General features: G+C 67.1%; 21 protein-coding genes. 11 read left to right on the top strand and 10 right to left on the bottom strand.

Annotated elements, in window-relative coordinates; all coding sequences use genetic code 11:
- Positions 1–22 precede the first annotated feature (22 nt).
- Entirely contained in the window at positions 23–1024 is a 1002-nt protein-coding gene (locus FS845_RS00425) for a Bug family tripartite tricarboxylate transporter substrate binding protein (RefSeq protein WP_144629823.1), read from the bottom strand.
- A gap of 153 nt (positions 1025–1177) precedes the next feature.
- Here FS845_RS00425 and FS845_RS00430 point away from each other — a divergent pair, with 153 nt between their 5' ends.
- On the top strand, positions 1178–2074 hold the full coding sequence (locus tag FS845_RS00430; RefSeq protein ID WP_144629825.1) for a LysR family transcriptional regulator: 897 nt from the start codon (positions 1178–1180) through the stop codon (positions 2072–2074).
- A gap of 27 nt (positions 2075–2101) precedes the next feature.
- On the opposite strand, the gene FS845_RS00435 is transcribed toward FS845_RS00430, so the two are convergent.
- From FS845_RS00435 to FS845_RS00450, 4 genes are read right to left on the bottom strand one after another with little or no spacing between them, the layout of a single operon-like run.
- A complete protein-coding gene (locus tag FS845_RS00435; protein ID WP_144629827.1) occupies positions 2102–2896 on the bottom strand; it encodes an SDR family NAD(P)-dependent oxidoreductase in 795 nt (264 codons plus the stop codon).
- Positions 2893–3405 carry a ribonuclease E activity regulator RraA gene (gene rraA, locus FS845_RS00440; RefSeq protein ID WP_144629829.1) on the bottom strand — a complete coding sequence of 171 codons (513 nt, stop codon included), beginning with the start codon at positions 3403–3405 and terminating at the stop codon, positions 2893–2895. The genes FS845_RS00435 and rraA overlap by 4 nt, the downstream gene beginning before the upstream one ends.
- Positions 3406–3432: 27 nt before the next feature.
- Positions 3433–4200, bottom strand: a complete 768-nt coding sequence (locus FS845_RS00445) for an SDR family NAD(P)-dependent oxidoreductase (protein WP_144629831.1) — start codon at positions 4198–4200, stop codon at positions 3433–3435.
- Between the two features lie 32 nt (positions 4201–4232).
- The gene (locus tag FS845_RS00450; protein WP_144629833.1) at positions 4233–5219 is read right to left on the bottom strand and encodes a Bug family tripartite tricarboxylate transporter substrate binding protein; all 987 of its coding nucleotides are present in this window, start codon (positions 5217–5219) and stop codon (positions 4233–4235) included.
- Between the two features lie 114 nt (positions 5220–5333).
- On the opposite strand from FS845_RS00450, the gene FS845_RS00455 reads away from it, so the two are divergent.
- From FS845_RS00455 to FS845_RS00470, 4 genes are all read left to right on the top strand, one after another.
- Positions 5334–6143: an IclR family transcriptional regulator gene (locus FS845_RS00455; protein ID WP_144629835.1), complete on the top strand. Its 810-nt coding sequence runs from the start codon at positions 5334–5336 to the stop codon at positions 6141–6143.
- 75 nt (positions 6144–6218) lie between these two features.
- Positions 6219–7121 carry a LysR family transcriptional regulator gene (locus tag FS845_RS00460; RefSeq protein WP_144629837.1) on the top strand — a complete coding sequence of 301 codons (903 nt, stop codon included), beginning with the start codon at positions 6219–6221 and terminating at the stop codon, positions 7119–7121.
- Positions 7122–7208: 87 nt separating this feature from the next.
- A complete protein-coding gene (locus FS845_RS00465; RefSeq protein WP_144629839.1) occupies positions 7209–8159 on the top strand; it encodes an alpha/beta hydrolase in 951 nt (316 codons plus the stop codon).
- An 86-nt stretch (positions 8160–8245) separates the two neighbouring features.
- Positions 8246–9277, top strand: a complete 1032-nt coding sequence (locus FS845_RS00470; protein WP_144629841.1) for a tripartite tricarboxylate transporter substrate binding protein — start codon at positions 8246–8248, stop codon at positions 9275–9277.
- Positions 9278–9364: 87 nt separating this feature from the next.
- Here the strand turns inward: FS845_RS00470 and FS845_RS00475 are convergent, their stop codons facing one another.
- The 4 genes from FS845_RS00475 to FS845_RS00490 all read right to left on the bottom strand — a co-directional run bounded on the left by FS845_RS00475 (position 9365) and on the right by FS845_RS00490 (position 12886).
- On the bottom strand, positions 9365–9991 hold the full coding sequence (locus tag FS845_RS00475; protein ID WP_144629843.1) for a hypothetical protein: 627 nt from the start codon (positions 9989–9991) through the stop codon (positions 9365–9367).
- Positions 9992–10135: 144 nt separating this feature from the next.
- A complete protein-coding gene (locus FS845_RS00480; RefSeq protein WP_144629845.1) occupies positions 10136–10936 on the bottom strand; it encodes an MHYT domain-containing protein in 801 nt (266 codons plus the stop codon).
- A 288-nt stretch (positions 10937–11224) separates the two neighbouring features.
- Entirely contained in the window at positions 11225–11797 is a 573-nt protein-coding gene (locus FS845_RS00485) for a hypothetical protein (protein WP_144629847.1), read from the bottom strand.
- Positions 11798–11938: 141 nt separating this feature from the next.
- A complete protein-coding gene (locus FS845_RS00490) occupies positions 11939–12886 on the bottom strand; it encodes a LysR family transcriptional regulator (protein ID WP_144629848.1) in 948 nt (315 codons plus the stop codon).
- Positions 12887–13175: 289 nt separating this feature from the next.
- On the opposite strand from FS845_RS00490, the gene FS845_RS00495 reads away from it, so the two are divergent.
- From FS845_RS00495 to gstA, 5 genes are all read left to right on the top strand, one after another.
- Positions 13176–16349, top strand: a complete 3174-nt coding sequence (locus FS845_RS00495; RefSeq protein WP_144629850.1) for an efflux RND transporter permease subunit — start codon at positions 13176–13178, stop codon at positions 16347–16349.
- Between the two features lie 10 nt (positions 16350–16359).
- Entirely contained in the window at positions 16360–17448 is a 1089-nt protein-coding gene (locus tag FS845_RS00500; protein WP_144629852.1) for an NADH:flavin oxidoreductase, read from the top strand.
- Between the two features lie 19 nt (positions 17449–17467).
- Positions 17468–19090 carry a methyl-accepting chemotaxis protein gene (locus FS845_RS00505; protein ID WP_144629854.1) on the top strand — a complete coding sequence of 541 codons (1623 nt, stop codon included), beginning with the start codon at positions 17468–17470 and terminating at the stop codon, positions 19088–19090.
- 61 nt (positions 19091–19151) lie between these two features.
- Complete coding sequence (gene yghU, locus FS845_RS00510; protein WP_144629856.1) at positions 19152–20021, top strand: glutathione-dependent disulfide-bond oxidoreductase; 870 nt, start codon at positions 19152–19154, stop codon at positions 20019–20021.
- A 66-nt stretch (positions 20022–20087) separates the two neighbouring features.
- Positions 20088–20699: a glutathione transferase GstA gene (gstA, locus tag FS845_RS00515; RefSeq protein WP_144629858.1), complete on the top strand. Its 612-nt coding sequence runs from the start codon at positions 20088–20090 to the stop codon at positions 20697–20699.
- Here the strand turns inward: gstA and FS845_RS00520 are convergent.
- Positions 20696–21625 carry a LysR family transcriptional regulator gene (locus FS845_RS00520; protein WP_144629860.1) on the bottom strand — a complete coding sequence of 310 codons (930 nt, stop codon included), beginning with the start codon at positions 21623–21625 and terminating at the stop codon, positions 20696–20698. The two genes, gstA and FS845_RS00520, sit on opposite strands and share 4 nt — an antisense overlap.
- Before the next feature lie 150 nt (positions 21626–21775).
- On the opposite strand from FS845_RS00520, the gene FS845_RS00525 reads away from it, so the two are divergent.
- Positions 21776–23161, top strand: coding sequence for an L-serine ammonia-lyase (locus FS845_RS00525; RefSeq protein ID WP_144629862.1), 1386 nt, complete (start codon positions 21776–21778; stop codon positions 23159–23161).
- Positions 23162–23176 lie beyond the last annotated feature (15 nt).

Raw genomic sequence — 23176 nt, forward strand, 5'->3', positions numbered from 1 at the left:
ATTCTTCCTGATGAGGATGGGGTCATTCGATGGAGAGGCGCGCGTCTTTCACGACCTTGCTCCAGCGCTTTTCTTCCGCGTCGATGAACGCGGCGAATTCCGCCGGGCCGGCGCCGGAGGGCTCACTGGCGTCGTGCGCCAGGCGGGTGCGCACGGCATCGGTGGCCAGTGCCTTGGTGGCGGCCTGGTGCAGGCGTGCGATCACGGGCGACGGCGTGCCGGCGGGCGCCAGCAGGCCGAACCATTGCGAGCTTTCGAAGCCCGGATAGCCCTGTTCGGCCACGGTGGGCACGTCGGGCAGCACGGGCAGGCGCTGCTCGGAGCCCACGGCGATGATGCGGATGCTGCCGGCCTGCGCGTGCGGCAACAGGCCCGGCGTGCCGGCGGCGGCCGCGTCGATGTTGCCGGCCAGCAGGTCGTTCACCTGCGCGCCGGTGCCCTTGTAGGGCACGTGCAGCACGTCGATGCTGGCGGCCGTCTTCAGCATCTCGAAGGCCAGGTGGCCCGCGCTGCCGTTGCCGGCCGAGCCGTAATTGAGCTCGCCCGGCTTGGCCCTGGCCATCTGTACGAACTCGGGCAGCGTCCTGGCCGGCAGCTTGCCGCCGACGGCGAACACCATGGGCAGCTTGGCCAGCAGCACGATGGGCGCGAAGCTCTTGCGCGCATCGTAGTTCAGCCTGGGCATCATGGTCGGGTTGACCGCCAGCGTGCCCACGTGGCCCAGGATCAGCGTGTAGCCGTCGGGCGTGGCGCGCGCCGCCTCGGTGGTGGCGATGGTGCCCTGCCCGCCGCCCTTGTTCTCCACGATGATCTGCTGGCCCAGGTCGCGCGACATCTCGGCGGCGACGGCACGCGCCACCACATCGGAACTGCCGCCCGGGCCATAGGGCACCAGCAGGCGGATCGGGCGTTCGGGCCAGTCGGCGGCCCGAGCGTGCGCGGGGAAGACGCCGGCGGAAAGGGCAGCCAGGGCAGTGGCGAGGGCGGCCAGGCGCCGCGGGAAAAGGCAGTGAAGCGAGGGCATCGATGAGGTCTCCGTATGAGCTCTCACCAGGGCGAGTCGCGCCGTGCGCGACGATCCGGTGAGCGCCGCCTCTTGGAGCGGCTGACGGCTATCGTGCCCAAGCCTCAATATCGAGTAAAGTGCAAAAATTCGATCTATTCTTGTCAAAAACGCATGAAATTCGATCTGGCGGATTTGCGCGCCTTCCTGGCCGTGGCGGACCTGGGAAGTTTTCGCGCGGCCTCCGAGGCCCTGCATCTGTCGCAATCGGCGCTGTCGCGCCGCGCCGACAAGCTGGAGGCGGCGCTGGGCGTGCAGCTGTTCACGCGCACCACGCGCAAGGTCGAGTTGACGACCATCGGCCGGGGCTTCGTGCCGCGCGCGCGCAACGTGTTGAACGAGCTGGAGAGCGCGTTGGTGGGCATCCAGGACGTGGCCGAAAGGCTGTCGGGCATGGTCACCATCGCCTGCGTGCCGTCGGCGGTCGCGTACTTCCTGCCCGACGTCATCCGCGACTATCACGCGCAATACCCGCGCATCCGCATCCGCATCATCGACGAGTCGTCCTCGCAGGTGCTGACGGCCGTGGCGCGCGGCGACGCCGATTTCGGCCTGACCTACATCGGCACCAACGATGCGGAGATCGAGTTCAAGCCCTTGCTGGAAGAGCCTTTCGTGGTGGCGGTCAGCCGCGGGCACGCATTGGCGAGGCGCCGCTTCGTGAAGTGGGCGGACCTGGCCGACCATCCGTACATCACGCTGGCGCAGGGCAGCGGCAACCGCTTCCTGATCGACCAGGCCCTGGCGCTCAGCGGCGAACGTCCGCGCCATTTCTGCGAAGTGCAGCACGTGCCGGCGCTGGTGAGCATGGTCGAGGCCGGGCTGGGCATCGGCGTGGTGCCGCGCCTGGCCATGCCGCCCGCGGATCACGGGGCGCTGGTCAGCGTCCCGCTGCGCGAGCCGGCCGTCACGCGCACCATCGGCCTGATCCATCCGCGCGGCAAGACGCTCAATCCGGTGGCCAAACTGTTCTACGAGCTGCTGGCGGAACGGGTCGAGTCGCGGCGTTAGGCGCCTGCGCTGGTTATCCGCGCGGCTTCACACGGAAGCCGCGCCGTCCACCACCAGCAAGGAGCCGCTTACGTAAGCCGCATCGTCGGACGCGAGGAACAGCGCGGCGTTCGCCACGTCCCAGCCTGTTCCCTGGCGGCCCATGGGGCACCGGGAATTGCGGTCTTCCATGATCGCGGCGAACTCGTCGGGCGTCTTGTCGCCGAACAGGGCACGCGTGTGCGGCGTGTCGATCAGCCCCGGCACCACCACGTTGCAGCGTATCTGCTTGCTCGCGTACTGGCGGGCGATGATGCGCGACATGTGGTTCAGCGCCGCCTTGGACGAGCTGTACGAGATGTAGGAGATGCCGCTCCATCGAAGGCTGGCGGTCGACGACACGTTGACGATGCTGCCTCCGCCCTGGCGCTCCATGAAGGGTATCACCAGCTTGCACGCGAGGAAGACGCTCTTGATGTTGACGTCGTGCACGCGGTCCCATTCCTCTTCGGGCGTATCCACCGGACCGCCGCGGTACTCAATGCCGACGTTGTTGTAGAGGATGTCGATGCGGCCATGCCGCTCCATGGCCGCCGACACCGCGCTGGTCACGTCCTCGAGTTTGCTGACGTCCGCCTGCACCGCGATCGCCTCGTGGCCTTCCCGCGCGAGCTGCGCCACCGTCCGCTGCGCCGCTTCGAGCCGGACGTCGACGACGACCAATGACGCCCCTTCGCGTGCGAACGTGACGGCGGCGGCCTGGCCATTGCTGAGGCTGCCTTCCGCTGACGCCGCGCCGCCTCCCATCAACAGGCACACCTTGCCTTCCAGGCGACGTTTCACGATGCGTGTTCCTCGAGCTTGCGGGATGGGGGTTCGAAGGGCGACGAGCGCACGATGATTCCGTCGGAATCCGCGTACACCCAGTCCCCGGGCATGAAAACGGCGGAGCCGATCTGCACCGGTACGTTCAACGTGCCTGGCACCTCGGCGGGCGCCTTGCGCACGACCGTGCCCAGTGCCTTGATGCCGATGTCCAGATGGGCGAGTTCGTCGCTGTCGCGGATGCAGCCGAAGGCGATCACCCCAGCCCAGCCCAGCCGAGCGGCATTCGCGCTCATGGTCGCGCCAAGCAGTGCGTGGGCCGTGGGCCCTGCGCCGTCGATCACGAGCACGCGGCCCGCGCCCGGTGTGTTCAGCAGGGCAAAGGCCTGGCGGTGGTCCGCGCCGGTCTTCAGCGTGATGCACGGGCCGCTGAAGATGCGCCTTCCCCCGTAGTCGCGGAAATCGACGTCGCAGACGCGCGACCCTTGCGGGTCGGCATCGGATATGTCGGCGGTATGGATAGGCATGTGATGATTCATCCGTGCGGACGGCGGCTAGCGCAGGTATGCGCCGCCGTTCACGTCCAGGGTCGCACCCGTCACGTACGTGGACAGGTCGCAGGCCAGATACAGGCAGGCGCCGGCCATCTCTTGCACGCTACCGGCGCGTTGCAGGGGCCAGCCTGTCGCCGAGGCCTGCTTTTCTTCGTCGGTCCGGCCGCTGCGGGAGAAGTCGGTGATGATCAGTCCGGGAGCGATGGCATTGACGCGCACGTTGTCCTTGCCGTATTCCACCGCGAGGGTACGGACCATGCCGAGGATGCCGGCCTTGGTCGCGCAATAATGCGCGCCTCCGTACAGGCCGCCCTGCTGCGCGCCCAGCGACGAGATATGCACGAGGCTGCCGCCGCGCTGCTCGCGCAATATGCCCAGAACGGCCTGGGACACGTTGAACGCCCCTTTCAGATTGATCGCGCACAACAGGTCGAAGTCTTCCTGGCCGATGTCGGCGAACGCACGCTTCTGCGTGACGCCGGCGAAGTTGATGACGGCGTCGATGCGTCCCTGCGCGGCATCCCATCCGAGCGCATCGGCAATCGCGGCCCTGCACGATTCGGGATCCCTGACGTCGACTTGCCTGCCCAATGCGCTGCCGGGCGGGAACTGCGCGACGGCGGCGTCGACTTCGGCTGCGTCGAAGTCCAGCAGCACGATCCTGGCGCCATGCTCGTGGAACAGCCGGGCCGTGGCCAGGCCCATGCCACGCGTGCGCGCGGCGCCGAAAAGCACGGCCGTCCGGCCTTCCAGGAGGCGGCCGGTCATGACGAGCCTGCCAGCATGCATGCTCGTCTCCATCAGTCCAGGGTGGCGCCCGAGGCCTTCACCACGGGACGCCAGCGATCGATTTCTTCCACGGCCAGCTTTCGCATGTCCTCTTCCGATCCGGGCATCGCGGAGGTGGCCGAATCCGCGAACGCCTTCACGGTGGCCGGCATGGCCAGCGTCTTGTTGAGCGCGGCGTTCAATTTGGCCACGATGGGCTTGGGCGTGCCCGCCGGCACGACCAGGCCGTTCCAGGTCATCACGTCGAAACCGGGAAAGCCCGATTCGGCCAGCGTGGGCACGTCAGGCAGCTGTTCCATGCGCTTCGAACTGGTGACGGCCAGGGCGCGAAGCTTGCCCGCCTGGACCAGCGCAACGGTGGAGGTGGCTGCGTTGAACATGGCGTCGACCTGCCCGCCCATCAGGTCCGACAGGGCCGGTGCCGCGCCCTTGTAGGGCACGTGCACGATGTTCAACCCGGACTGCATCGTCATCATCTGGGCGGACAGATGCGTGGACGAGCCCGTGCCCGACGACGCGAAGTTGATGCCGGTCTTCGATTCCTTCGCCAGCCGCACCAGGTCGGCCACGCTGTGCGCGGGCAGGTTGGGATTGACGACCAGCACGTTGGGCGAGCCGCCGATCAGGCCGACGAAATCGAAGTCCTTGATGGGGTCGTAGTTGAGCTTGGTGTAGAGGGTCGCGTTGATGGCAGTCGACGTGGAATACACGAACAGCGTGTAGCCGTCGGGCTTGGCGCGGGCCGTCAGTTCCGCGCCGATATTGCTGTTGGCGCCGGGCCGGTTCTCGACGACGACCGGCACGCCGAGCTCTTTGCTCATCCCTGCCGCGGCGATGCGTGCCAGCGGGTCTTGCGTGCCGCCCGCGCTGTTGCCGACGACGATCCGGATGGGACGGCTGGGCCAGCTCTCCTGCGCGTGTGCCGCGCCCGTTGCGATTGCGATGCCTGCTGCCGCCAACCCGAGCATCCGCCGGCGGCTGAACCCCTTGTGAAACATAGTCCCACTCCTGTACGTTGATAGAAGTTCCTTTAGACGGAACTATTAGTTCTCTATAACGGAACTCTAGCAGCAGCAGGATTTTGGTGTCAACGACTTCGGTAGAATCCGCCCATGCAAAAAAGCCCCCTGGTCGACAAGGCGTCCGAGGACGCCGGCGCGGACGGATCGATGAAAGTGGTCGCCCGCCTGGCTACCGTGCTGAAGACGGTCGGCCAGTTCGCTGCGCGGGGCGCCACGTTCACGGACGTCGGCCGTGAGGCCGGGCTGGGCAAGAGCACCACGCACCGCCTGCTGGCCGCGCTGGTCGAAGCGGGCCTGGTCTACCAGGACGTGGAAAGCAAGCGCTACCGGCTTGGATCCGCCATCGCGCTGCTGGGCGCGAACGCCGTCGCCCAGGCCTACACCAGCGCCTGCCAACGAGCGCTCGAGGACATCGCCCGCGTCAGCGGCGATACGGTGTTCTCGTCGGTGATCGAGGGCTCCGGCGCGGTCTGCATCGGCCGCGTGCTCGGCGGTTATCCCGTGCGCACGCTGGTGCTGGACGTCGGCGACCGGCGGCCGCTGGGGGTCGGCGCGGGCAGCCTGGCATTGCTGGCCGCTCTGGACGATGCGGCCATCGAACGCATACTCGAGCGCAACCTGAAGTGGCTGGCGGACTATCCGAATTATTCGGTCGAATCCATCCGGGACCAGGTCCGGGCCACGCGCGCCAACGGCTACGCCTTCATGCCCGGCCAGATCGTGTCGGGGATATGCGCCATCGGCGTCGCGGTCGTGGACCGCGATGGGCGTCCGCTGTGCGCCCTCAGCATTTCCGCGATCGCCGACCGCATGGGTGACGATAGACTGCCCGTACTTGCCGACCTCCTGCGGGTGCACGCGCAGGAGGTTGGTTCGCTGATTCTGCAACAGCAGTCCTGAGCCTCCAGGCTGAGACACCCGGCACGGTGGACCGGTCGTGGCACAGGACGCTGCCGCATCCGACTCCGGCCACATATGCTCGACCTGAACGAATTCCTGACGTTCTCGGTGATCGCCGATACCAAGAGTTTCTCGCGCGCGGCCGAGAAGCTGGGCATCTCCAAGGCCCTGGCCAGCAAGCACGTGGCCGATCTCGAACATGCGCTGGGCGTGAAGCTGCTGCATCGCACCACCCGCAAGCTGGGCCTGACGGCGGCGGGTGAAGTCTTTCACGAACGCTGCCGCCAGCTGCTCGCCCATGCCGAGGACGCGCGCCGCGAGATGGAGCGGTTCCGCAGCGCGCCGGGCGGCCACATCCGCATCAGTTCCGCGATGACCTTCGGCCGACGCCACCTGCTGCCGGCCGTCGCGCGGTTCCTCACGCGCTATCCCGACGTGTCGATCGACGTGGACCTGAGCCAGCAGTTTCCCGACCTCGTCACCGGCGGCGCCGATATCGTGATCCGTCAGGTGCAGGAGCCCGTGCTGCTGTCCCTGGTGGCGCGGCGGCTGGCGCCCATGCGCTTCGTGGCCTGCGCCAGCCCCGCCTATCTGGCGCGGCATCCCGCGCCCGAGACGCCGGCCGACCTGGCCGCGCACAACTGCCTGGTGTATTTCGTCAATGCGCGCGGCGAGTGGAATTTCGTCGGGCCCGAAGGCGAGTGCGCCGTCAAGCCCAAGGGCAACTTCAAGGCGAACACGGCGGATGCCGTCGTGCAGGCCGCGCTGGGCGGCCTGGGCATCGCCGTCGTGCCCACGTTCGCGGCCGGCCAGGCCTTGCGCGATGGCGCATTGCAGCGCGTGCTGCCCGGCTATCGCCTGCCCGAGCGCGCGCTCTATGCGGCATACCTGCCCAATCCCACCATGGCGCACTGCACCAAGCTGTTCCTGGATTTCCTGGTCGGCGAGTTCGGCGACGCGCCCTACTGGGACGCATGAACAGTCTGTTCACCAAACGGCATTGAATCGCGGCCAGGCCGCGCTCACCATCGGAAGCTCCAACGCAACGGATGATGAGGTGGTTACATGGCTCCAGCAGTACCCGCGCAAGACGGCCTGGGCGGCACCAACGCCGTCACCTGGCACGGCGGAGAGGAACACTGGACGCGGCGCGATGACGTCGACCTGTTCCTGTGGCACAAGCCGGCCAAGGCCGGGGTGGCCCACGCCGGTACGATCTTCTTCGTGCATGGCTCGTCGATGGCGTCGCAGCCGACCTTCGACCTGAGCGTGCCGGGCCGGCCCGATTCCTCGGCCATGGACTGGTTCGCGGCGCGCGGCTTCGATACCTGGTGCATGGACAACGAAGGCTACGGCCGCTCCAGCAAGCATCGCCCGATCAATTCCGACATCTCCAACGGCGCGCTCGACCTGGCCGCCGGCAGCGCCTACATCCTGGAGCGCGCCAAGAACAAGCGCCTGATGCTGTACGGCATCTCGTCGGGCGCGCTGAAGGCCGCGCTGTTCGCGCAGCGGCATCCCGAACGCGTCGCGCGCCTGGCGCTGGATGCGTTCGTGTGGACGGGCGAAGGCAGCCCGACGCTGGCGCAGCGCAAGCAGCGCCTGCCGGAGTTCATCGCCAAGAATCGCCGCCCCATCGACCGGCCCTTCGTCGAGAGCATCTTCTCGCGCGACCATCCCGGCTGCGCCGATGCGAACACCGTGTCGGCCTTCGCCGACGCGATCCTGTCGCTGGACAATTCCATGCCCACCGGCACCTACGTGGACATGTGCTCGAAGTTGCCCCTGGTCGATCCCGAGAAGATCGACCTGCCGGTGATCCTGATGCGCGGGGAGTACGACGGCATCGCTTCCGTGGAAGACCTGATGGCGTTCTTCGACCGGCTGCCCAACAGCTTCAAGCAGTTCACGGTGATGCAGGGCATCTCGCACGCCAGCTTCCAGCAGAAGAATTACTACATGGTCTATCACATCCTGCATGCGTTCTACACGCAGCCGGAACCGGTCTATCGCTGAAGACACACCGCGAGCCCGGACCACCGGGCCGCCTGCCTGACCGCCCCGCGCGACGGGGCGGCCGGACACGAAACGAGGAGACGAAGATGCGACAGGGCTTTGCAGGCGCCGCCGCGCGCGCCGTAAGTAGGTATGCGTTCCGATCCGTTTTCACCGCTGTGGCGTCCGGCGCCTTGCTGGCCGGCGCGGCGCGCGCGCAGGCGCCCACGCCCGCCGGCCCCTATCCCAGCGCGCCCATCCGGTTGGTGGTGCCCTTTTCGCCGGGCGGCTTCACCGACGTGGTGGCGCGCCTGTTGGCCGAGAAGCTGGGCGGCGCGCTGGGACAGCCGGTGGTGGTCGAGAACCGCATGGGCGCGGGCTCGACCATCGGCACCGACTTCGTGGCCAAGTCGCCGGCGGATGGTTATACGCTGGCGCTGATCTCCACCACGCACGTCATCGCGCCGTGGCTGTACAAGTCGCTGCCCTACGATCCCTTGAAGAGTTTCTCGCCCGTCATCAAGCTGGTCGACAGCCCTTATGTGCTGGTGACCAATCCGCAGACGGTGCCGGCCAAGAGCGTGGCCGAGCTGGTCGCGCTGGCCAAATCCAAGCCGGGCCGCATCGACTATGCGTCGTCCGGCAACGGCAGCAGCCAGCACCTGGCCGCCGCGCTGTTCGCCAGCATGACGGACGTGCAGCTGATGCACGTGCCGTATCGCGGCAGCGGGCAGGCGCTGAACGACATCATGGGCGGCCAGGTGTCCATGGGCTTTCTGGGCGTGACGGCCGCCCTGCCGCAGATCCGCGCCGGTCGCCTGCGCGCGCTGGCGGTGACCACGACCGAGCGCTCCCCCGATCTGCCGGACGTGCCGACCCTGGACGAAGCCGGCGTGAAAGGCTACGAAGCCAATATCTGGCTGGGCCTGCTGGCGCCGGCCGGCACGCCGCCCGAGGTCGTGCAGCGGCTGCACGACGTGACCGCGAAGGTCATGCAGGACGACGAGGCCCGCAAGGCCCTGGCGCAAGCGGGCCTGACGCCCAGCATGGGCAGCTCGGCGCAATTCGGCCAGCTGCTGGCTACCGAGTCGGTGAAATGGGGCAAGGTGGTGAAGCAGACGGGGGCGACGGTGAACTGAGCGGGGGCGGGCGTGCGCCCGGTGCTGCTCGGGCGCGGCCGTTGCCCGTGCAGCCGCCGGGGGCCGAAATACTCCAGGAAGCGGCCGCTACACGGCGTGCAGGCGTACGTCCGGCGTGCGGATGATCTCGCGCAGGTTCGTCCGCAGTTGTTTCTCGCGATGCTGCAGTTCCTGGCTGTACAGGATCTTCGGACGATCCAGCAGCGTCTGCAGGAACTGCGAGCGCCGCTTCGCATAGTCCGCCCATCCGTCGACCAGATGGGCGTTTTCCTTGTAGATCAGTTCCCCGTCGCGGCGGGCCTCGTCCAGCGAGCCCGCCAGGCCCAGCAGGTCCAGGTCCAGCACCACGGTGGACCGCGCATGCGACGGGAAGTGCGAGGTCGTGTCCACGATGATCCGGGCGGCCATGTCCGTCACGCCGGCATCCACGAGCCCGTGCACCCTGGCGCGCAGCAGCAGCGCGGACAACTGCTCGTTCGCGCCCTTGGGCGCGCCGGCCACGTAGACCGCGTCATGAAACAGCAGCGCCAGCGCCTGGGCCTGGTCCAGCGCGATGCCGTGCGCCTGGGCGGCGTCGACCATCCGGGCCAGGTGGTCGACATTGTGGTAGTGCCGCTGCGGCTCTTCGTACAGGCGCAGCGTCGAGGCGACGATGGGATCGGGAACCCCGCAATGGGCCACGAGGTATGGAGCGACGGGTTGCGCCAAGATCATGCGGAGTACCTGCGCGGATGACGGGGACGCTTTCGATCATAGCGCCGCGCCGCGATACCCCTTTATCCTGCTGCGGGTCTGGTGCCGCAATCGACGTCGCCTGCCGGGCCTCGTCCGGCCCGCGGCGGCGTCGCCACGCTGCGTTCAGCGCACCGGCGCACGCCCATCGTTGAGCAGCGCATCCATGCGCTGCGCCAGGCGGCGCTGGTATTTCTTGTAGCTGCGGTACAGCTGCCAGCGCATCGCGATGAGGATCAGGATGGCGCCCGCGAAGGCGACGTAGGGCAGCGACAGGCCGCCCACGCGCAGTCCCTCGTCCGCCGCCAGCGGGCTGGTGCATACGACCACGGCCGCGGCCACGCCGGTGTAGTGCATGCCGCACACCGCGACCGCCATCAGTACCGCCGCCATGATGCGCTGCCACTCGCGCTGCACGTTGAAGGCCAGCCACACCGCCGCCGTGGCCGCGAGCACCGCGATCACCACGGACAGCACGACCAGCGGCACGTTCCATTGGAAGAAGGCCGGCATGCGCATGGCGCTGACGCCGATGTAGTGCATGGCCGCCACCGCCAGGCCGGCCAGCAGGCCGGCCACGGCACAGCGGAACAGCGAGAACGGCCTGCGACCCACGTACCAGAAGGCCACGCCGGAGAATGCGATGGCGACCAGCGCGCTGATCAGCGTGGGGAAGAGGGCGTATTCCACGTCGAACGGCATGTTCTGCGCCTGCATGCCGATGAAGTGCATGCCCCAGATGCCGATGCCGCCCATGGCCACCGCGCCGATCACGGCGAAGCCTCGCCAGGATTCGCCGTCGCGCACGCTGTCGCGTATGCGCGCGGCCGCGCTCAGCGCGACGTACGAGCCCAGCAACGCAATCACGAACGACAGTATCAACAAACCGTCTTCGAATGACAGGGGAACGATGTCGCCGGGATTCATGGTTGCTCCGGATAAGGCTATGTATTCGCGTTTACCGGGCACTTTTATCAATGAAGGCGTCCGGTGATTGCCGCGCAATGAGGTATTACCGGGCATAGTGCGGGCATTTTTTGAATGCCCGCCTAGTCTTATCTATCGACATTTTTTTGACATTAGGGTTTGCCCGGGTAATCGCGAGGGTGCGACTGGAATGGTGCAACGGATATTCGCCAGTTTGCGAACGGTTATGTTCGTGCGACATAAAAAAAGCCAGCCATGCAGGCCGGCGTTTCGTCTGGCCCTTGATGCTCAGTCGGCGTCCAACTGTTTGTCCAGTTTTTTGGCGACGTCCTTGTAGTACTTGGCGGAGGCCGCATTTTTCTGCGCGGCGTAATGCTCGCTGACGCGCTTGGCGGCGATCACGGCGAATTCGAAGCTGTCGGTGACGTCCTGCTTTTCCTGGTCGCCCAGGCCGATGTCGCCGTTTGCGAACAGGCCCGCCTGATAGCCGTTGCCGTCATCGACGACGCCGATGATCGGGACGCCGGCGCGCATCTCGCCATAGAAGGCCGGGCCCGGCTTGTCGCCATTGCGGGTGCGCAGCATGCCGATGCCCGTGGCCTTGGCCTCGCTGCCGCCGGGGCACGATCCGATCCAGGACTTCGGCCCGTCGCCCAACGAGGCCGGCGCGACGAAGCTGCACTCGATCGAGGCGTCTTTCGACCACTTCAGGTCGGCATTCCTGTCGGCCGCGTGAACCGAAGCCGACCAAATCGCCGCCGCGAAGACCAGGGACGTGCGCACGCCCAGGCCGAGACGTTTGTTCTGTGGGTATCGCACGATCGGGTTTCCTGTCAGTAATGGGGTTCCATCCGGGCGCATCGCCGGGCGCTGCCTGCCGAACCGTCGGATTATCCTGGTTGGAGTGCTGCACGAGCACGACAAGGCGTCGGTGAATGATTGCAGCGTGTAAAACGTGCGGCGTGGTTATCTCTAAGGCGATTATCTGGCATTAACCCTTTGTTAACTCTCGGATGGCTCGGCAAGCGCCTGCAAGTCAGCGCGCCAGCCGGCTTCGGCCTTGCGCATGATCTCGCCCACCCAGTCCACGAAGGCGCGCACGGTGGGCGACAGATGGCGGTTCTTGGGATAAAGCACGGATAGCGGCGCGGCCGGGGCGGTGTAGCCGGCCAGCACCTGGCGCAGGCGTCCGCTGAGCAGGTGCTGCAGCACCATGTAGCTGCCCGCGCGGATCAGGCCCAGGCCTTCCAGGCCGCAGGCCACATAGGCGTCCGTGTCGTTGACGATGAGGCGCTCGCGCATCCTGATGCAGCGCTCCTCGCCGTCGACCACGAAGTGCCAATCCAGCGGGCGGGCGGTCTTGCTGGACAGATAGCCGACGGCCTGGTGCCGGGCCAGGTCCTCCAGGGACGTCGGCGTGCCGTGCCGGGCCAGGTACTGCGGCGAGGCGCAGGTCACCCAGTCGAAGCCGCCGATGCGCCTGGCCACCAGTGTCGGCGAGTCTTCGGGCGTGCCCGCCCGGATGACGCAGTCGATGCCCTCCTGGACCAGTTCCACCGTGCGGTCCGCCACCGTCAACGTCAGCTCGACGTCCGGAAAGCGGGACTGGAAGTCGTCGATGGACGGCAGCACCACCAGGCGCGCCAGCGAAAGCGTCATGTCGACCCGCAGGCGGCCGCGGGGCTGGCCGGCGCTGCCCGGAAAGCTGGATTCGACCGCCTCGATGTCCGCCAGCAGCCGCCGGCAATGGTCGTAGTACAGCGTGCCGTCCGGCGTCAGGCTGATGTGGCGCGTGGTCCGCTGCAACAGGCGCACCCCCAGGAATGTCTCCAGCTCCTTCACCGCCCGGGTGACGCGCGACGGCGGCAGCGAGAGGCTCTCGGCGGCCCGGCTGAAGCTGTGCATCTCGACGACGCGGGCAAAGATCTGCATCGACTGTAGGCGGTCCACGGCGGCTCTCCTGGCCCAGGGTTTATTGCCTGCCCGGCAATAAGAATAGAGATTTCCTGGGCATCGAAGGCGGAGTCTACAACGGGATATTGGCGGACGACATCGGGAATTATTCCAAATCAGGCAAGAAAGTTAGCCATTTTCGGGTCTGGATGCGCGGCGCGGGCGGGCTCAGACTTCAAGCCGTCCAACCTCGCCAAGCACGTCACATGTCTTCCCTCACGCAGCACCGCCCGGCAGCCGCCATGTTGCTTCAGGCGCCCGCCCGCACCCGCACCGGAGCCCGGCCTTGAACATCTCCAGGTTCTTCATCGACCGGCCCATCTTCGCCGGCGTGCTGTCCGCGCTGATCCTGCTGGCGGGCATCGTGGCGGCCTTCCAGATGCCGGTCTCGGAATATCCGCAGGCCATTCCGCCGTCGGTCGTTGTGCACGCCCAGTACCCGGGCGCCAATGCCCAGACCATCGCCGAAACGGTGGCCGCGCCGTTGGAGCAGGTCATCAACGGCGTCGAGGACATGCTGTACATGGAGTCCAAGGCCAGCGGCGACGGCCACCTGTACCTGACCGTGACCTTCAAGCTCGGCACTGATCCGAACAAGGCGCAGCAGTTCGTGCAGAACCGCGTGTCGCAGGCCCAGCCGCGCTTGCCCGACGACGTGCAGCGCCTGGGCGTGACGGCGATCAAGAGTTCGCCCGTCATCGCCATCACCGTGCACATGGTGTCGCCCAACGGAACCTATGACGGCGACTACCTGAGCAACTACGCCATCCTGCACGTGAAGGACCGCCTGGCCCGTATCGCCGGCGTCGGCGACGTGGCGCCGTGGGGACCCGGCGCCTATGCCATGCGCGTCTGGCTGGATCCCACGGCGCTGGCCGAGCGCGGGCTGAGCCCGACCGACGTCGCCAGCGCCATCCGGCGCCAGAACATCCAGGCCGCGCTGGGCACCATCGGCAGTTCGCCCGCGTCCGTCGACACGGCCTTCCAACTGAACGTCAATGCCGACGGCCGGCTCAAGTCGCCCGAGGAGTTCAAGAGCATCGTCATCAAGTCCGATGCGCGTGGCGCGATTACGCGGCTGGGCGACGTGGCGCGCGTGGAGCTGGGCGCGGAAGACTACGGCATCCGCGCCACGCTGAACAACGAGCCCGCCATCGCGCTGGCCGTGCAGGAGGCGCCCGGCGCGAACTCGCTGGAGATTTCCCGCGAGGTGCACCAGGTCATGCAGGAGCTGTCGCGCCAGTTTCCCAAGGACCTGGCCTACCGCGTGGTCTATGAGCCGAGCCGCGCGGTGCAGTCCGGCATCGACGCGGTGATCCATACCCTGCTGGAGTCCGTGGCGCTGGTGGTGCTGGTCGTGTTCCTGTTCCTGCAGACCTGGCGCGCGTCCATCATTCCGCTGCTGGCGGTGCCGGTGTCCATCGTCGGCACGTTCACCTTCCTGCTGCTGGCGGGCTATTCCATCAACACGCTGTCGCTGTTCGGCCTGGTGCTTGCCATCGGCATCGTGGTCGACGACGCCATCGTGGTGGTCGAGAACGTGGAGCGCAACATTGCGCGCGGCCTGAACCCCCGCGAGGCGACGTATCTGGCCATGCGCGAGGTGAGCGGGCCCATCATCGCCATCGCGCTGACGCTGTCCGCCGTCTTCCTGCCGCTGGCCTTCCTCAGCGGCCTGACCGGGCAGTTCTACAAGCAGTTCGCGGTCACCATCGCCATCTCGACGCTGATCTCGGCGGTGAATTCGCTGACGGTGTCGCCGGCCCTGGCGGCGCTGCTGCTGAAGGCGCATGGCGATGCGCCCGACGCGGTGACCCGCGCCATGCACAAGGTGTTCGGCCGCTTCTTCGCGCGCTTCAACCGCACGTTCGACCGGGCCTCCGAAGGCTATGGGGCCAGCGTGGGGGGCCTGCTGAAGCACAAGGGCGCGCTGCTTGCCGTGTATGCGGGCCTGCTGGCGGCGACGTGGTGGCTGACCGACCACGTGCCGGGCGGCTTCGTGCCCGCGCAGGACAAGGAGTACGTCGTCAGCCTGGCGCAGCTGCCCGAGGGCGCGACGCTGGACCGCACCGAGGCGACGATGAAGCAGATGAACACGGTCGCGCTCAGGCATCCCGGCGTACAGGAGACCGTGACGTACAGCGGCCTGTCGATCAACGGCGTGACCAAGAGCTCGAGCACGGCGCTTACTTTCGTGCTGCTCAAGCCCTTCAAGGACCGCAAGGGGATCTCCGCCGACCAGGTCGCGGCCGACCTGAACAAGGAGTACGGCAGCATCCGCAATGCCTTCACCGCGGTCTTTCCCGCGCCGCCGGTGTATGGCCTGGGCACCCTGGGCGGCTTCAAGCTGCAGATCGAGGACCGTGCCGACCTGGGGTACGACGCGCTGTACAAGGCGACCCAGGCGTTCATCAAGAAGGCCTCCGAGGCGCCGGAGCTCAGTCCGCTGTTCTCGACCTACACGGTGAACGTTCCGCAGCTGAAGGTCGACGTGGACCGTGCGAAGGCGCAGCAGATGGGTGTGGACACGTTGGCGGTGTTCAGCACGCTGCAGGCCTTCCTGGGCTCGTACTACGTCAACGACTTCAATTTCCTGGGCCGCGTCTATCAGGTGCGCATGCAGGCAGACAGCAAGTTCCGCTCGCAGGCGGACGACATCGGCCAGCTGCACCTGCGCAACGAGTCCGGCCAGATGGTGCCGCTGGGCTCGGTGCTGACGGTCAACCCTACCTATGGTCCCGACCAGGTGGTGCGCTACAACGGTTTCACGGCCGCGGACATCAGCGGCAGCCCCGCGCCCGGCTATTCCTCCGACCAGGCGATGGCGGCCATCGAACGCATTGCCGCCGAGACCCTGCCGGCGGGCATGGGCTTCGAATGGACGGATCTGACCTATCAGCAGATCATCGCGGGCAACACCGCGGTGTGGATCCTGCCGCTGTGCGTGCTGCTGGTGTTCTTCGTGCTGGCCGCGCAATACGAGAGCCTGACGCTGCCCCTGGCCATCATCCTCATCATCCCGATGAGCATCTTCTCGGCGCTGTTCGGCGTGTGGCTGACCAAGGGCGACAACAATCTCTTCACCCAGATCGGCCTGATCGTGCTGGTGGGCCTCGCGTCGAAGAACGCCATCCTGATCGTGGAGTTCGCCCGTGAGCTGGAGATGGCCGGCAAGTCCACGCTGCAGGCCGTGATCGAGGCCTGCCGCCTGCGGCTGCGGCCCATCCTGATGACCTCGCTGGCTTTCATCATGGGCGTCATCCCCCTGGTCATGTCGACGGGCGCGGGCGCGGAGATGCGCCATGCGATGGGCATCTCCGTGTTCTTCGGCATGTTGGGCGTCACGCTGTTCGGCCTGTTCCTGACGCCGCTGTTCTACGTGGTGATCCGCGCGCTGGGCAAGGGAAAGCCGCTGCGCTCTGCCACGCATCACGATGCTCCCTCGCTCGATGTCCATTGAAGAGTCTTCCATGCCGGTATCCGATCTGTTCAAGCCCCTTACCCTTCTGCATGGCCCCGCCATGAGGAACCGCTTCATGCTGGCGCCGCTGACCAACCAGCAGAGCGAGCGCGACGGCGTCGCGTCCGAGTTCGACCAGGACTGGATCGCGCAGGTCGCGACGGGCGGTTATGCGTTGGTGCAAACCTGCGCCACTACGGTCGAGGCGGGCGGTATCGCATTCGCGCGACAACTCGGCATCCATGACGATGGCCACCTGCCCGGCCTGACCGAGATGGCCGACGCCATCCGGCAGGGCGGTGGCCTGTCCGCGGTGCAGCTGCATCATGCGGGGCATCGCGCCAATCCCTTGCTGGGCGGCGTGCCGTCGCCGGCCTCGAGCGACACCTTGCCCGGCATCCGGGCATTGGCTACGGAAGAGGTGCAGCGCATCCGCGACAGTTTCATCGCCGCCGCCCTGCGCGCGCAGCGGGCGGGGTTCGACGGCGTGGCGATCCACGGCGCGTTCGGATGGATCCTGTCGGAATTCATGTCGCCGTACCTGAACGACCGCACGGACCAGTACGGCGGCAGCGTCGAGAACCGCGCGCGCCTCACGCTCGAGGTGATCGAGGGCATACGCCGGGCATGCGGTCCCGGGTTCCAGATCGGCTGGCGCCTGTCCGTCGAACGCTACGGGCTGCGCCTGGAAGAGCTGCGCGAGATCACGGCCGACATCCTAGACCGTGAGCTGATCGACTACCTGGACCTGGCGCTGTGGGACTCGGCTCAGATCGTGCAGGACGGCGCGTATCGCGGACGGCCCATGCTGGATGTCTTCACGAGCATCCCGCGCAAGGGCGTGCGCCTGGGCGTGGCGGGCAAGATCATGAGCGCGCAGCGTGCCGCGCAGTTGCTGGAGCAGGGATGCGACTTCGTGCTGATCGGGCGGGCCGGCATTCTGCAGCGCGACTTTCCGCTGCAGGTGCACGCGAATCCGCTGTACGACAGCCCGAAGCTGCCGGTGGTGGCGCAGTATCTGCGCAGCGGCGGCTTGAGTGAGCGCTTCATCAACCACATGCGCGGCTGGCCGAACTTCGTGCTGCCGGGCTCCCTATAGGCGTCACCGGAAGAATCCCATGCCGTTCATACGCAACCTGGATATCGGCAAGCGCCTCGGGCTGGCCTTCGGCTCCGTCCTGATGGTCCTGCTGCTGCTGGGCATCTTCGGCATCGTGCAGAAGCAGAAGATCAATGCCGTCGCGCAGGAGTTGGGACACCGCTGGCTGCCCAGCGTGAGGACGCTGAGCGAGATCAACGATGCCTTCAACCAGGCGCGCAGGTCCAGCCTGCGCTACATGCTGGACGAGTCCAGCGCACGGCGGGAACAGTTGGCCATCCGCGCCCAGATCGTCAACGACAAGGTGCCGGCGCTGTTCCTGAAGTACGAGACGCTCCTGCCCTTCAGCGAGGCACGGCAGAGGATCGACGAGGTCAAGCGAAGCTGGTCGGACTACCTTGCCAGCGACGTGCGACTGCTTGAGCTGTCCAGCGAAGGCGAGTCGAGTTTCCAGCAAGCGCGCGCCCTGGCGGCGGGCGCCACCGCGAGCACCTATGTGGCGGCCATCGGCGCGCTCAATGCCGCCACGGCCTGGAGCAACGAGCGCAGCGACGAGGCGTCGCTGGCCGCGGCTCAGGAATACCGGCAGGGACTCTACATGTCCATCGCGGCCATCATTGCCGCGCTGGGCCTGGGCGTCCTGCTGGCCAGGACGATCACCACCAGCATCACGAAACCGTTGGGCCAGGGCGTGCTGATCGCCGAGGCGGTGGCCCGCGGCGACCTGACCCGCGATATCGAGGCCCACGGCCGGGACGAAGTCGCGACCCTGCTGCGCGCCATGCAACGGATGAGCCGGGACCTGTCCGCGCTGGTGGGCGACGTGCGCACCTGCAGCATGAGCATTGCGCACGGCGCGCGCGAGATCGCCGACGGCAATGCCGACTTGAGCCGGCGCACGGAAGAGCAAGCCGGCAATCTGGAAGAGGCCGCGGCATCCATGGAGCAGTTCCGCAGCGCGGCGCGATCGAACGCCGATACGGCGAACCAGGCCAGCGGCCTGGCGGCCTCGGCCAGCGAGGCCGCCACGCGCGGCGGCGAGGTGGTCGAGGACGTCGTGCTGACCATGTCGAAGATCCAGGAGGCCTCGCGCAGGATCAGCGACATCACCGGCCTGATCGACGGCATTGCGTTCCAGACCAACATCCTGGCGTTGAACGCGGCGGTGGAGGCAGCGAGGGCGGGCGAGCAGGGCCGAGGCTTCGCGGTGGTGGCCACGGAAGTGCGCAGCCTGGCGCAGCGATCCGCGTCCGCTGCCAAGGAGATCAAGGTGCTGATCGACGACAGTGTCGCGACCATCGCGCAGGGTACCGGGCAGGCGACGGTGGCCGGACAGCGCATGCGGGACATCGTCGCCCAGGTGCGCGGCGTGGGGCAGTTGATCGCCGAGATATCGAACGCCACGTCCGAGCAGACCATCGGGGTGGGGCAGGTGGGCGATGCCATCAACCAGATCGACCAGGTCACGCAGCAGAACGCCGCCCTGGTGGAGCAGAGCGCGGCCGCCGCGGACAGCTTGAAGGCGCAGGCCGACCAGTTGGCATCGCTGGTGTCGATGTTCAGGATAGACGGCGCGACACGCCCGGTTGCCGTGGTGGAGCCGCCGCGTGCAAGCGATACCTACATCGCCCTGCCGGCCTGAAGGCGCCAGGCGTTTTTTTCCAAGTCACTACGGCTGAAGGCCGGATCGCAAGGAGCCATCGATGACCGACAAACCTCTTGAAAACCAGCCCGCGGGCTACGTGCCTCCGAAGGTGTGGAGCCCGAAGACCGAGTATGGCGGCCAGTTCGGCAGCATCAATCGGCCGGTGTCCGGGCCTCGATTCGAACGCGAGCTGCCCGTCGGCAAGCATCCATTGCAACTCTATTCGCAGGGCACGCCCAATGGGCAGAAGGTCACGATCCTGCTGGAAGAACTGCTGGCGGCCGGGCATGCCGGCGCCGAGTACGACGCGTGGCTGATCGACATCTTCAAGGGCGACCAGTTCGGCAGCGGCTTCGTGGACGTCAATCCCAATTCGAAGATTCCTGCGTTGGTGGACCGGAGCACCGATCCGGCCACGCGCGTGTTCGAAAGCGGCTCGATCCTGGTCTACCTGGCCGAGCGGTTCGGCGCGTTCCTGCCGACCGAGCCGCGCGCGCGCGCCGAGACCTTCAACTGGCTGATGTGGCAGATGGGGGCGGCGCCGTTCGTGGGCGGTGGCCTGGGCCACTTCTATGCCTATGCGCCGTTGAAGATCGAGTACGCCATCGACCGCTACGCGATGGAGACCAAGCGGCAGCTGCACGTGCTGGACACGCACCTGGCCGCGCACGAGTTCCTGGCGGGCGACCAGTACACCATCGCCGACATGGCGGTCTGGCCCTGGCATCCCGGCAGCCTGTACGGCGTATACGGCACGCACGAGTTCCTTGCCGTGGAGCAATACACGCACCTGCTGCGTTGGTACGAGGCGATCGCCGCGCGTCCGGCCGTGGCGCGCGGCCGCATCGTCAACCGCACGTCCGGCGCGCCGGGCGAGTTCCTGCGCGAACGCCACGAAGCGGCCGACTTCGACCGGCTGCCGCGATAGCGCCGGCCAGACCGCCCCGGGGGCTGCCGTCCCCGGCCCTTTCATTCTCACCCTACACAGGATCCCATGAAGCTCTATTTTTCTCCCGGTTCTTGCGGGCTCGCGCCTCAGATTGCATTGCGGGAAGCCGACCAGGCATTCGAGTTGGTCGCGGTCGATTTCAAGACGAAGACCACGATCGAAGGCGACTATCTGCAGGTGACGCCCAAGGGCTTCGTGCCCGCGCTGAAACTGGACAGCGGCGACCTGCTGACGGAAGGCGCCGTCATCCTGCAGTGGATCGCGGACCAGCATCCCGAAGCAGCGCTGCTGCCGGCCTTCGGCACGCGCGAGCGCTACAAGGCGATGGAGTGGCTGAACTTCATCGCGACCGACCTGCACAAAAGCATGGCGGTGCTGTTCTCGCCGTTCGTGGACCCGGCGTCGAAGACCCGCTTCGCCGAAGGCAACCTGACCAGCAAGTTCGAGTACATCGAAGAGCATCTGGCCGTGAACGACTACGTGCTGGGCGCGCGGTTCTCGGCGGTGGATGCATACCTGTTCAATGTATTGAGCTGGCCCGCGCGCGTGAACGTGGACATCTCGGGGTACGCGGCCATCCAGCGATTCATGGCGCGCGTGGCGCAGCGGCCCAGCGTGCGCGCGGCGATGCAAGCCGAAGGCATCGCCCTGGGCTAGGCGGCACCGCGGTTCGTGGAGATCCGTGCGATCGCCCGGACCGCGCTGTCCTTCAGACTTGCCAGGCAGGCCTGGATCGCAGGATGGTCGCGTTCTCCCTTGCGATACGCCAGCAGTATCCTGCGCTGGATCTCGGGGCGCATCTTCATCGCCTTCACGCCCGGCAGCGGCTTGGCCATGCGCATGCCGGACGCGATCGACACCGAGCTGCCCGAGGCCACCATGGCCGCCACCATCTCGAAGCCCGTGCAATGGGCATTGATTTGCGGTTCGAAGCCCGCGCGCCGGCACAGGTTGCCGATGAACTCGCCGAATGAACTGTAGGTCGAGTCCAGCGCCCAGGAGTCGTCGCGCAGGTCGGCCACGCGCAGGTAGGGGCGTTGCGCCAGGGGATGGCCGACCGGCAGCAGGATGTGCATCGCGTCCTGCGCCAGGGGCTGAAGCTCGTAGGCATCGTGGCGGCCGCTGGGATCGGCGGCCAGGTCGTCGATGATGGCCACGTCGGTATGCCACGCGCCCAGCGCGGACAGGCCCTCTTGCGGCTCCATCTCTTTCACGACGACCCTCAGGCGCGGATGCGCGACCTTCAGCGCCTGCACCGCATTGGCCAGCACGGCCACGGCGACCGACGGGAAAGCCGCCACCCGCAGTTCGCCGGCGACGTCGTCGCGCAACCGGGCCAGTTCGGACCGGGCTTCGTCCATGATGCCCATGATGCGTTCCGCATGCCGCACCAGGGCCTCGCCGGCCGGCGTCAGCGCGACGCCGCGGCCTCGTCGCTCCGTCAGCGTCGTGTCCAGTTCCAGTTCGAACTGCGCGATCTGCTGCGAAATGGCCGAGGGGCTGAGGTGCAGCGCTTCCGCGGCCGCGGCCATGGTGCCGCAGCGCGCCAGTTCGCGCAGGGTAAGCAGGCGGTTCAGGTCCATCTGGCGGTGTCCGGATAATTCAACAGTTCGGCTAACTAATATCGTTAATTTAAATCAGTAGACATGACGATAGGCCGTTTTCTACCATGAGCGTATACGTCCCCGCCATGACGGCAACGGGCAGTTCAGCGCACAGCAGGAAGCAAGGCCATGGCAGTCAGCGTGTTCGATTTGTTCAAGATCGGGATCGGGCCCTCCAGCTCGCATACCGTCGGGCCCATGCGCGCCGCACGGCTGTTCACACGCGCGCTGGATACGCATGACGAGATGGCCCGCGTGGCGCGCGTGCGCGTGTCCCTGCATGGCTCGCTGGGCGCCACCGGCAAGGGACACGGCAGCGATACCGCCGTGCTGCTGGGCCTGGCTGGCCAGGAGCCGGATACGGTGGACGTGGAACGGATTCCCGCGCTGCTGCGGGCCGTGCGCACGACGCAATCGATACGCCTGGGCGATACGCATGCGGTGGCGTTCGAAGAGAAGCGCGACCTGCTGTTCCACCGCAAGCCGCTGCCCTTCCATGCCAACGGCATGCGCTTCGAGGCCTTCGATGCCGAAGGCGCGTTGGTGCGCCAGGCTGTGTACTACTCGGTGGGCGGCGGCTTCGTCGTCAGCGACGCCGTGGCGGCGGATGGCCAGAAGCAGAAGATCATCGCGCCCGACGTCACGGTGCTGCCGCTGGCGTTCCGCACCGGCGACGAACTGCTGCGGCTGACGCGCCTGCATGGCCTGAGCATTGCCGGCCTGATGCGCCGCAACGAACAGCATTGGCGTAGCGACGGCGAGATCGACGGCGGCCTGTTGAAGATCTGGGACGTGATGCAGGCCTGCGTACAGCGCGGCAGCCGGACGCAGGGCGTGCTGCCGGGCGGCTTCAAGGTGAAGCGGCGCGCGGCCGACCTGGCGCGGCGCCTGGGCGAATACACGCAGCATCCCGACGACCCGCTGCGCGTGCTGGACTGGGTGAACCTGTGGGCCTTGGCGGTGAACGAGGAGAACGCCGCGGGCGGCCGCGTGGTGACGGCGCCGACCAACGGGGCGGCCGGCATCATCCCCGCCGTGCTGCACTACTACACGCACGCCATCACCGGAGCCGACGAGCGCGGCGTCGTCGATTTCCTGCTGACGGCCGGCGCCATCGGCATCCTGTACAAGGAAAACGCGTCCATCAGCGGCGCGGAGGTGGGCTGCCAGGGCGAGGTCGGCGTGGCCTGTTCGATGGCCGCCGGGGCCTTGTGCGCGGTGCTGGGCGGCACGCCCGCGCAGGTCGAGAACGCGGCCGAGATCGGCATGGAGCATCACCTGGGCCTGACCTGCGATCCGGTCGGCGGACTGGTGCAGATTCCATGCATCGAGCGCAACGCCATCGCCGCGGTCAAGGCGATCAACGCGGCGCGCATGGCGCTGCACGGCGACGGCTCGCATCACGTCAGCCTGGACAAGGTCATCAAGACCATGCGCGAGACGGGCGCGGACATGCTGACCAAGTACAAGGAAACGGCGCGCGGCGGGCTGGCGGTGAATATCGTCGAATGCTGAGGCGGCGCGGCCGTT

Source organism: Bordetella genomosp. 13 (assembly GCF_007679965.1).
Taxonomy (GTDB): domain Bacteria; phylum Pseudomonadota; class Gammaproteobacteria; order Burkholderiales; family Burkholderiaceae_B; genus Bordetella.